Source organism: uncultured Nostoc sp., from assembly GCF_937863485.1.
GTDB lineage: Bacteria > Cyanobacteriota > Cyanobacteriia > Cyanobacteriales > Nostocaceae > Nostoc.
This window is the reverse complement of the sequence record NZ_CALMFY010000183.1, coordinates 34192-44199: the sequence shown is the minus strand read 5'-3', so window position 1 is coordinate 44199 and position 10008 is coordinate 34192. Positions and strand designations below refer to the sequence as shown.

Here is a 10008-nt window from a genome sequence, read left to right as displayed (position 1 = left end):
GGGAATCTGGCATCCTCCACACCATCATAATGCCCCTTCAGTGTCTTGATCATCTTGCCGCCTGGCTTCCACAGTTTGATTGTGCCTTCTGCACTGCCAGAGGCGATCTTTTGTCCATCCGGGCTGAAGCTGACACTGTTTATACTATCAGTGTGTCCCGTCAGCGTCTTGATCAGTGTGCCATCTGGCTTCCATAGCTTGATAGTGTTATCCCCACCACCAGAGGCGATCATTTCTCCATCTGGGCTGAAGGTGACACTTTTAACAGCAATCTTGTGTCCGTGTCCACTTAGCGTGGTGATCAGTGTGCCATCTGGCTTCCACAGCTTGATAATGCCATCTGCATTGCCAGAGACGATCGTTTGTCCATCCGGGCTGAAGCTGACACTGTTTACTATAGCAAGGGGATCGAAACCACTCAGGGGATTGATACCACTGAGATCCAAGCTGTTTTGCTCACTCACCTGATTAACCCCCTGCTTCTGACTTGCGACTTTCAAATTTTGCTTAGAGTCTGCTGACTGTTTCAATAAGTGTTTGTTCTCTGGGCGGGCTGTTTCAACCGCTGCAACTGCGCGATCGCCATTGACAGCAATCATTGTTTTCGGATGCCAAGCCGCAAATCCGGCTGCGATCGCGCCTGTCAGCATCACCCTCAGCGCAATTGCCCCCAACCGAATCCGCCGATTTGCTTTCTGGTTCGTCTCTGACAACACCTGCTTTGGCTGCTCCTTTGCTTGCGTCAATATTTGTCGTTTTTTCATTTTGCCTCCATGAAACAGAAGATTTACCATAATTTTTCAGAGCCTTTTTGTCTAATAATGTTCCTGGTTCAAGATTCGCTGACGTAAAAATATCCAGAATACAAACGATATTATCCGCCTAACGCACCATGTTATATAACGGTGCGTTAAGCTACTTAAGATTGAATTTATAAATGGTCTCTAATGAAAAGATTTTTAACATTTTGCTTTTTAACTTTTGCTTTGTTACTGCTAATCACTAGTTGCACACCGAATTTAAATAGTAGCAGCAATGGCAATATTATCGTTGCTTCCAAAGACTTTACTGAACAAGATATTTTAGGTGAACTTCTAGCACAGCAAATTGAGACGAAAACTAATTTAAAAGTGGATCGTCGTTTCCGTTTGGGTGGTTCTTTTGTTTGTCATAGCGCTATTACTGCTGGCAAAATTGACGCCTATATTGAGTATACAGGCACAGCTTTTACTGGAATTTTGAAGCAAAAAGCTGTTAATGATCCTAAAGAAGTTTATCAAAGATTAAAACAAGCATATGCCCAGCAATTCAATCTGGAAGTGATGCCAAGCTTGGGTTTTGAAAACACTTTTGCGATGATTGTCCGGGGTGATGATGCCAAGCGCTACAATATTCAAACTCTCTCCCAAGCTACTCAATATACACCGCAGTGGCGTGGTGGTTTTGGCTACGAATTTTTAGAACGGGAAGATGGTTTTCCAGGATTAGCTAAAGCTTACGATTTACGTTTTGCTAAATCACCCCAAATCATGGACTTGGGTTTAATATATCGTGCTTTGATTCAAAAACAGGTGGATATGGTAGCGGGTAACTCTACTGACGGACAGATTGCTCGCTTGGGTTTAGTTGTACTCAAGGACGATAAAAAATATTTTCCTCCTTACGAAGCTACACCAATTGTTCGACAAGGAACTTAAAAAAAATATCCTGAATTAAAAAAAGCGATCGCTTCACTTGGCGGAAAGATTTCGGCAGATGAAATGCGGCAATTAAACTATTTAGTTGAGGGTGAATTGCAAGATATTAAAGATGTTGTACGCGAGTTTCGCAAATCCAAAGGATTAGGTTAATCTCAAGGATAAGTAAGTAGGCGCAAATATTTAGAAGATAGTGTAGGGTGTGTTACCGCGTTAGCGTAACGCACCGAAAACTTGAAATGGTGCGTTACCGAAGCCGTAACACTACAGCTTAACGCCTGTCTACTGTTGTCCACGCAAAAAGTTCCTTAACCACCTAATCGCTTCACTTGTTGTTTGCTCGTTTGCAATTTGGAGACATTGCTGCACTATTTCTCTAACGTTAGGAAAGTAGCTGCTTTCTGTAAGCACATAACTTTCTAAGAGCAATCTATAAATTAATAACCGATTACTTTTTAATATCCAGACCTCTGGCACTCGATAAGGCAAGTAATCATTAATGTCGGTGTAGCTTGTAACATCTATTTCAATTGCTAAATCTGGTGGTGCTGACTGCCAATCAATTCTTTTTTTGCCTACTACTGCTCTCCAATTTTCAATGTAAAAGCAATAGTCTGGTTCAATACCACTAACTTCTGGCAAGCTCATGGTGATGGGCGTAAATGACTCGTATATGCGGTTCAAGTGGTCAAGTAGAGCTATTACTATCAATGCCAACAAACTCGCATCTCTTCCATGCTCAGGTAGTGGTGCCATCAGCAAAATCTCTCCAGGTCGATATTTTATCCGAGGCGAGGAGCGATCGCCTAGTTGCTGACTCAATACTTGATAGTCTTGCCAGTCTCCTAAAAGTTTCAACACCGCGCCAGGTGGTAACTCGATTCTTTCTGGGGTAATTACGGTATCCATATTCGGCTGTTTCACCCATTTCAGTTAGCTAGTTGATTACAAGATACATTAAAAAGTTATTTGGAATTACTTATGCAAACATTTTTTCGATTGTTTCCATCATTAGAAACAGCCGATAAGGAAAATTAGGAAATTGAATAAAATTATAATGCTCATAAAAAGAGCGAGCTGCGTCGTCTTTGGCATCAACCACTACAGCTATTGTGGCAATTTCGCTTTGTAGACTGCGATACAGTGCATCCATTAACAGCATTTCCCCCAGCCCTTTTTTTCGATGGTTTTTATCAACTGCTAATCGACCTAAAAGAGTTGCAGGAACATTTGGATATTTTGGTAGCTTCTTTGTGATCTCAATTGGCAATTCATCGAATTTAATACCTGTTGATGATAGTGTGTAATACCCAGCAACGATTCCAGAACTTTTTTCAATTAAAACAAAGGGACCAGCCATCCGTTTACGGGCATCTTGTCCTGCTTGCTGCTTTAAATAAATATCGAGTTTTTCAACATCGCAAGAAAAAGCCGCCCGGTCTTGCTTTCCCAGCGGCTCTATTAAATAATCATCAAAAGTATCAGGTAACGCCACTTATACACCCATGTTTTGTTTATAGCGTTGAGCTGCGGTTTTTAATTTTGCACTTGGTTCTGGTGGATTGAGTAGTGCTTCCACAAAAACTTCTTGGTCTTCTCTGCTTAAAATCATCATTTCATTTTCCTGGATAATCTGTTTGGCAACGTTCATAACGCTGCTAATCACAAAATCTGTTAATGTTCGACCTTGAATTTCAGCAGCCCGCTGGAAAATTTCTTTTTGTTCTTTAGTGATGCGAACTTCCAGACGTTCAGCCTTGGAGCGCGTTAAATTCACTTGGCGGCTTTGACCCACAGTATCAGCCATAATAGCCTTTATATGATACAAATAATTTTTACCAAAAAAATCAAGTGTACGGCAGTTTTCCTTACAAATTAATAGTAACAAACATAGAACAAATTTCAACAGAATTTAGCGATCGCCCTGCAACTGCTCAACCAACAAGCAAGCAGTGTATCAAATGCACACCTTAACGGTAGGCTAATAAATATCAAACAAAATGCATAAAAATGCTTACTGTTGCCAAACCCAAGCGAGTAGCCATCGCAATCTTTTCTTTCACCGTCTTACTTTACAGCCAAGTTGCCTCAGCCGCTTTAACTTTACCCTTACATAGCAAAAAGGGAATGGTAGTTTCAGCCCATCCCCTAGCAAGTGAAGCGGGAATTTTGATGTTACGCAAAGGTGGTAATGCAGTTGATGCAGCCGTAGCCACAACCTTTGCAATATCAGTAGTTGAGCCTTTTTCAGCAGGAATCGGCGGCGGCGGATTTTTACTGATGCATTCTGAAAAAACTGGCGAGATGAAAGCGCTAGATTTTCGGGAACGCGCACCCTTAAAAGCTACAAGAAATATGTATCTAGATGCAGAAGGAAAGGTGCGCCCGAATGCAAGTATCAATGGTTATTTAGCAGTAGGGACACCAGGAACGGTAGCGGGACTTTATGAAGTGCATCGTCGCTATGGTAAGCTACCTTGGCAAGAGGTGGTGAAGCCTGCGATCGCACTGGCTGCATATGGCTTTGTTATTGGCGATGTGGCAACTTGGCGTTCTCTGCAAACAAACCAATCTTACAAGCAAGCACTTCTCAAGAATCCAGCACTGCGGGAAATTTTCACTCATAACGGCGAATTTTACCAACCAGGTGAGAAGCTAGTGCAGAGTGATTTGGCCCGCACCTTAACAGCAATCGCCCAAAATCCCCAAAGTTTTTACACCGGAAGTATTGCTCGGGCGATCGCCTCTGATATGGGAAAAAATGGTGGTTTAATTACTCTAGAAGACTTGAAAGCCTACAAACCAATCTGGCGCACTCCCGTTTGTGGCAATTTTCGTAAAGCTAAAATTTGCTCAATGCCACCACCTTCATCGGGAGGTGTTCATCTATTGCAGATTTTAAATATTATCGGTGACACTGATTTAAAATCTTTAGGATGGCATCATCCCGATGCTATACATTTAATGGTAGAAGCAATGAAGATTGCTTACGCCGATCGCTCAGAATATTTAGGCGATCCAGATTTTGTCAAAGTCCCTGTACAAGAACTGCTCAGTCCAGCTTACGCCAAAAAACGCCGTCAAGAAATTAATATGCAAGTGGCTCGACCCTCGACCGAGGTCAAGCCAGTAGATAAAGAAACACTACAACGTTTTAGTCAAGCTAATAATCAGAGTTTAGGAGAAAATATCATTCCGTTATCTGCTCAATCTCTGAAACTGCACGCAACTCGGTATGAATCTCCCCAAACCACTCATCTTACTGTTGTGGATGAAGAACGCAACGCTGTGAGTCTGACTTTCACGGTTAATCTGATTTTTGGTGCTGGTGTGGTGACACCGGGAACTGGAATTGTCCTCAACAATGAGATGGATGATTTTGCTTCTGCGCCAGGAGTGCCTAATGCCTTTGGTTTGGTTGGTAACGATGCCAACAGCATTGCCCCCCGTAAAACTCCTCTATCCAGCATGACTCCCACAATTGTCACAGAAAATGGTCATTTCCGCATGGCAGCAGGTGCGCCTGGTGGTAGCACCATTATCACCCAGGTTTTACAAGTGATCCTGAATGTGCTGGAATACAACATGGATGTTGGTGCGGCTGTTTCTGTTCCACGCATACATCATCAATGGCTTCCCGATGAATTGCGCGTCGAATCTTGGGGTTTGGATGCTCTCACTGTGCAAGACTTACGCCGTCGAGGACACAAAATTAAGGAAACTGCTCCTTGGGGTAATGGTAACGCGATCGCTGTTACAGCCGATGGAACTTTAGAAGGGGCGGCTGATCCTCGCGGTGAAGGTTCCCCAAAAGGCTTGTGAGCCAGCTACAAGGAGAATAATAACTCCTTGTACAGACGCGATTAATCGCGTCTCTCTATTGATTTTGAGCTGTTGACTCTGCATAGCTGCTGCCGCCAAACTCGTTTGCCCGTGTGCTAGGTACTAGTGTCCAACCTGCTTTGAGAAGTTTTTGATAAGTTGCCCAACCTTTAGAACCACCTGGTATTTGATAATCTGGGACTGCGAAATGTCCAAAAGCTGTGTAAGGACGCCAAGGCTGATTGGGTTCTGTCTGCAAATACAAAATTTTCTCTCCGTCACCACCAGACTTAGATAACCAGCACATTTGTCGATGCATTGCAAACTCCTTTGCTTTGAGCTAATAACTAACGCATAATGGCAGATTTTTGTCAAGCTAAATCTCACCTTTGTGGAGTACTTTTTTGCCTAATACTTTAGACAAAGTGTAATTAAGTTCTATCCACTACAGGATAATTACTTAACAAGTCATACCCTGAGAAAGCTGCTGTAGGACACAAAGATCAACAGCTTTCTTTCACCATCCTTCTAGGAGAGATTTTTCTAATGTTATCCGCGCTTTTGATGAGTGTGTGTAACAATAACTACTATTTTAGCTAGAGTTGACAATCAGACTATTTGTATTTATGGTTACATAAGCGCAGATTTTAGAAATTAATTATAAAGCAATACGCTTGGGTTAAGGCTAGAATAGCTGTAAAATGGGCATTTTTTCCAAAAATGGAAATCAAGCACGGTGCATCTCAAAGAATTCTCATTAGTGTCTCCCAAAATACAAAGTACGGAGATATTCAAAGCGATAGAGGTTGCTATCCCAGCAACTTCAATCAAACAAGCGATAAGCCTACGGCATGGCTTCTCTACGAGACGCTCCGCGAACGCTTACCACTAAAACTAAAGTAGAAGAGGAACGCCATCGTTCGTTACCAGCACATCTGGTCATTTGTCTAATAATAGCAATGAGCCTGTGGCCCTTGAGATTCAATGCCAGATGTACTAAAAAGTCTCATTGATGGTCTTTCAGAGGCATGGGGAAAAGTTGGTAAATATTGGCGTATCCCTTGTAAATCAGCTATCACCCAAGGCAGACAGCGACGGTTGTGCAGGGGTAATGACGCAATTGTTTCATCAGTTGGTGCGACCAATGGCAAACAGCGAAACAATTGGAAGTTTTCTAAACGGACTGAGAATTGTAGTGATTGATGGAACTTGCTTAGATATCCCAGATAGTGATGAAAATGCAAGGGTTTTTGGTCGTCCTGGTTACACGAGCGGCATTTCCACTCATTTAGATTAGTTATTTTGGTAGAGGCAGGGACACATTTAATTTTTGATGCATTAATGTGCCCATATAAGATTGGAGAGCGAGTTAGATCACTAAAATTATTACGCTCAGTAACATCCGGAATGTTGTTAATGTGGGATAGAGGTTTGCACTCCTACGCTATGGTACAAGCAACAGTAAGTAAGGGTTGTGATTATTTAGGAAGAATACCAGAAAAACGTTAAATTTTTAAATGAAGAAGCTTTAGAGGATGGTTCTTATTTAAGTTATATTTATCCTTCTGGCAAACTGAGAAAAAAAGGTTTTGAACCAATATAAGTACGAGTCATTGAGTACACAATTGAGAATCCTGATAACTCAGAAGAAGAAATCAAATATCGTTTAATTACAAGCTTATTGGACAAGAGTAAAATTCCCAGCCCAGTTGCTAGCTTGTGAGTACCATCAACGCCCTTGAAGTCGAGAATACGATTGATGAACTCAAAGTACATCTTCTAGGACGAAGAACTCATATTCGTTCTCAAAAACCACGAGAAGTGGTGCAAGAAATTTACGGTTTATTATTAGGACATTGGGCTATCCGGTTGTTAATTTTTCAAGCTGCCACCAGTGCAGAAGTTGCACCCTTGCGTCTAAGTTTCACTGGAACATTACGAGTTGTTCGTCGTGCCCTCCCAAAATTTCAGCGTTTGCAACCACAATATTTCCCCTTTTTTTGAGTTGGTTAACTGTGGAAATCCTCGACCAAGTTTTACCTGAAAGGGTTCATAGAAATAACCCAAGGGTTGTTAAAAAGCCTGGAGCAAAATTTCGCTCTAAAAAAGTTAAACACAGAGGCACTGGAATAATAACCAATCCTCCTGTGTTTGTTGTTTTAAGCACTGCATAGCCTTAACCCAAGCGTATTGGCATATAACTAGTATATGCTTGTGTGCGCTAACATACATAACTTATTTTTTCGTCTGATAGAATTCATAATGTCAGGTGTTATAAGCAATTACCCAGCCACATAAACAATAATTTAGTTAAAGAGCAAAACTATGGTAATAGAAAAAGTCAATTCTTCCTCTAGCTTAGTCGAAGTTATTGATCGCATTCTCGATAAAGGTATTGTTATAGACGTTTGGATTCGTATTTCTTTGGTTGGGATCGAATTGTTGACAATTGAAGCCCGCATCGTTATCGCTTCTGTTGAAACCTATCTGAAATACGCTCAAGCAGTTGGTCTAACTCAGTCAGCAGCGGTTCCTGCTATTTCCTTAGAATAAATTACTAATTATAAGGAAATAGCGGGATTGAAAGCATTTTAAATTCTAAAAATTCTTCGGCTTTTCTTTAGCTTTCAATGATTTATGAAGACCCTCTTTATACGAGTGCGGTGCTAGAATGGCAGAAGCTTCATTCAACTTTTTAACGGCTGAACAAACAGAATTGATACTAAGTTGTGTAAAAAACTTGGTTAGCCAGCAGAACCGTTTTTACACTATTTTGGAGTTGAAATAATCATGACTTCTACCCCTATAATACCAACAAGTTCCCAAAAGAACTCTACCCGAGCAATTACTACATCTACCCAAGGCTCAACTTTAGCGGATATTCTTGAACGAGTTTTGGATAAGGGAATTGTGATTGCAGGTGATATCTCTATTTCTGTCGCCTCTACCGAACTCCTGCATATCCGAATTCGTTTGTTGATTTCCTCAGTTGATAAAGCGCGAGAGATGGGAATAAATTGGTGGGAGAACGATCCTTATCTAACCAGCAAGGCACAAACTTTAATTGACGAAAATCGTCAACTTCAAGAACGGTTGCAAAGTTTAGAAGCAGAAATACGTTCTATGAGAAGCTTTAGCTAGCAGTCAAATAGAGTTTGGTGCCAGCCGTTACAAAATCCTTATTATATGCCGAAAAATCCTCTCTCTCCTGAAGAGGACATAAACCCTCTAAATGAAACGTAAAAAGTGGCATTATGGCATTAGTTGGCGTATCCTCTGATAACTCCCCTGAAATAGCTCCTAATATTAACAAATTAAACAGTAAGGCAGGGTTGGCTTCTTTACTGTTAACAGTAGTGGAATTAGTTCGCCAGTTAATGGAAGCACAAGTCATTCGCCGCATGGAAGAACAACTTCTCAGCGAGTCTGACTTAGACAGCGCAGCTCTAAGTCTACAAAAGCTGGAAGAACAAGTGCTGCGCTTATGCGAAATTTTTGAAATCGAACCAGCAGAATTGAATGTGAATCTGGGAGAATTCGGTACTCTATTACCACCACATGGAAGTTACTATCCGGGGGAAACTAGCAACAATCCTTCTATATTGGAACTGCTGGATAGACTTTTAAATATTGGAATTGTGGTGCATGGTGATGTTGATTTAGGTTTGGGTAACCTGAACTTGATTCACGCGAAGCTACGGCTGATTTTAACATCAAAGCCGATATAAATATTATATGTGGGGGATTTTTATGAATAATGGTCTTTATCTTTACGGCATTTTACCCGCACCTATTTCAGAAAAAGTGGTATTACTCGGACTAGATAAACAACCAGTACAGAACTATAATGTGGACGGGTTTAACTTTTTATACTCTACAGCTAAACAAGAAAAATATCTCACTTCCAGACGTAATTTATTGTGCCATGAAAAAGTTTTAGAATCCGCGATGGATGAGGGATTCTGTACCCTACTACCTCTCCGCTTTGGATTGGTAGTGAAAACCTGGGACACGGTGAGTGACCAATTGACTTGTCCTTATAAGGAAAAACTAGAAGAGTTATTTCAAAAATTGGAGGGACGCAGAGAAGTTAGCGTTAAGGTATTTTGGAATAGCACGTCGGAGATGCAGGCTTTACTAGAATCAAATGTCAGCTTGAAAGCAAAACGCGATGCTAGGTTAGGTAAAGCTTTAAGTCAGTCGGAAATAATCGAAATTGGCAAGCTCATTGAAAGTGGTTTGCAACTGCGTAAGGAAGCAGTAATTAATGTTTTCTGCTCCCAATTGCAGGTTTTGGCAGAGGAATTTGTGGAAAACGATATAATGACGGAAGAGATGATTTATAATGCGGCTTATTTGATTCCTTGGTCAAGTGAATCTAATTTTAGCGAAACAGTAGAAGCAATCGACCAGAAGTTTGGCGATCGCCTGCGAATTCGCTACAACAATTTTACAGCACCTTATACATTTGCCCAGCTTTCTTAAGGTG

General features: G+C 41.2%; 11 protein-coding genes and 2 pseudogenes. 8 read left to right on the top strand and 5 right to left on the bottom strand.

Annotated features, from left to right (window positions below; all coding sequences use genetic code 11):
• A partial coding sequence (locus Q0541_RS24370) for a WD40 repeat domain-containing protein (protein ID WP_298916716.1) occupies positions 1-764 on the bottom strand: 764 nt, incomplete at its 3' end.
• Positions 765-947: 183 nt separating this feature from the next.
• On the opposite strand from Q0541_RS24370, the pseudogene Q0541_RS24365 reads away from it, so the two are divergent.
• Positions 948-1850, top strand: a pseudogene (locus tag Q0541_RS24365) (glycine betaine ABC transporter substrate-binding protein).
• A 129-nt stretch (positions 1851-1979) separates the two neighbouring features.
• Here the strand turns inward: Q0541_RS24365 and Q0541_RS24360 are convergent.
• From Q0541_RS24360 to Q0541_RS24350, 3 genes are all read right to left on the bottom strand, one after another.
• The gene (locus Q0541_RS24360) at positions 1980-2606 is read right to left on the bottom strand and encodes a Uma2 family endonuclease (RefSeq protein ID WP_298916719.1); all 627 of its coding nucleotides are present in this window, start codon (positions 2604-2606) and stop codon (positions 1980-1982) included.
• A 70-nt stretch (positions 2607-2676) separates the two neighbouring features.
• A complete protein-coding gene (locus tag Q0541_RS24355; protein ID WP_298916713.1) occupies positions 2677-3192 on the bottom strand; it encodes a GNAT family N-acetyltransferase in 516 nt (171 codons plus the stop codon).
• Positions 3193-3504: a DUF1778 domain-containing protein gene (locus Q0541_RS24350; RefSeq protein ID WP_298916710.1), complete on the bottom strand. Its 312-nt coding sequence runs from the start codon at positions 3502-3504 to the stop codon at positions 3193-3195. It abuts the gene before it with no gap.
• A gap of 203 nt (positions 3505-3707) precedes the next feature.
• Here Q0541_RS24350 and ggt point away from each other — a divergent pair, with 203 nt between their 5' ends.
• The gene (ggt, locus tag Q0541_RS24345; protein WP_298916707.1) at positions 3708-5519 is read left to right on the top strand and encodes a gamma-glutamyltransferase; all 1812 of its coding nucleotides are present in this window, start codon (positions 3708-3710) and stop codon (positions 5517-5519) included.
• A gap of 55 nt (positions 5520-5574) precedes the next feature.
• Here ggt and Q0541_RS24340 read toward each other — a convergent pair whose 3' ends face one another.
• The gene (locus Q0541_RS24340) at positions 5575-5838 is read right to left on the bottom strand and encodes a hypothetical protein (RefSeq protein ID WP_298916704.1); all 264 of its coding nucleotides are present in this window, start codon (positions 5836-5838) and stop codon (positions 5575-5577) included.
• Between the two features lie 401 nt (positions 5839-6239).
• Here Q0541_RS24340 and Q0541_RS24335 point away from each other — a divergent pair, with 401 nt between their 5' ends.
• The 6 genes and pseudogenes from Q0541_RS24335 to Q0541_RS24310 all read left to right on the top strand — a co-directional run bounded on the left by Q0541_RS24335 (position 6240) and on the right by Q0541_RS24310 (position 10004).
• Complete coding sequence (locus tag Q0541_RS24335; protein ID WP_298916723.1) at positions 6240-6422, top strand: hypothetical protein; 183 nt, start codon at positions 6240-6242, stop codon at positions 6420-6422.
• Positions 6371-7523: pseudogene (locus tag Q0541_RS24330) on the top strand (IS4 family transposase). The gene Q0541_RS24335 and the pseudogene Q0541_RS24330 overlap by 52 nt, the downstream one beginning before the upstream one ends.
• Before the next feature lie 321 nt (positions 7524-7844).
• On the top strand, positions 7845-8072 hold the full coding sequence (gene gvpA, locus Q0541_RS24325; RefSeq protein ID WP_298916699.1) for a gas vesicle structural protein GvpA: 228 nt from the start codon (positions 7845-7847) through the stop codon (positions 8070-8072).
• 237 nt (positions 8073-8309) lie between these two features.
• Positions 8310-8660, top strand: a complete 351-nt coding sequence (gene gvpJ / locus Q0541_RS24320) for a gas vesicle protein GvpJ (RefSeq protein ID WP_298916696.1) — start codon at positions 8310-8312, stop codon at positions 8658-8660.
• Positions 8661-8773: 113 nt separating this feature from the next.
• The gene (locus Q0541_RS24315; RefSeq protein WP_298916693.1) at positions 8774-9247 is read left to right on the top strand and encodes a gas vesicle protein K; all 474 of its coding nucleotides are present in this window, start codon (positions 8774-8776) and stop codon (positions 9245-9247) included.
• A gap of 22 nt (positions 9248-9269) precedes the next feature.
• Positions 9270-10004, top strand: a complete 735-nt coding sequence (locus tag Q0541_RS24310; protein ID WP_298916690.1) for a GvpL/GvpF family gas vesicle protein — start codon at positions 9270-9272, stop codon at positions 10002-10004.
• The last annotated feature ends 4 nt before the right edge of the window (positions 10005-10008 follow it).

Bases quoted from the DNA above. Each gene is read 5' to 3' on its own strand.
- Q0541_RS24360 (WP_298916719.1), bottom strand. From the start codon at position 2,606: ATGGATACCGTAATTACCCCAGAAAGAATCGAGTTACCACCTGGCGCG.
- Q0541_RS24350 (WP_298916710.1), bottom strand. From the start codon at position 3,504: ATGGCTGATACTGTGGGTCAAAGCCGCCAAGTGAATTTAACGCGCTCC.
- ggt (WP_298916707.1), top strand. From the start codon at position 3,708: ATGCTTACTGTTGCCAAACCCAAGCGAGTAGCCATCGCAATCTTTTCT.
- Q0541_RS24340 (WP_298916704.1), bottom strand. From the start codon at position 5,838: ATGCATCGACAAATGTGCTGGTTATCTAAGTCTGGTGGTGACGGAGAG.
- Q0541_RS24335 (WP_298916723.1), top strand. From the start codon at position 6,240: ATGGAAATCAAGCACGGTGCATCTCAAAGAATTCTCATTAGTGTCTCC.
- gvpA (WP_298916699.1), top strand. From the start codon at position 7,845: ATGGTAATAGAAAAAGTCAATTCTTCCTCTAGCTTAGTCGAAGTTATT.
- gvpJ (WP_298916696.1), top strand. From the start codon at position 8,310: ATGACTTCTACCCCTATAATACCAACAAGTTCCCAAAAGAACTCTACC.
- Q0541_RS24315 (WP_298916693.1), top strand. From the start codon at position 8,774: ATGGCATTAGTTGGCGTATCCTCTGATAACTCCCCTGAAATAGCTCCT.
- Q0541_RS24310 (WP_298916690.1), top strand. From the start codon at position 9,270: ATGAATAATGGTCTTTATCTTTACGGCATTTTACCCGCACCTATTTCA.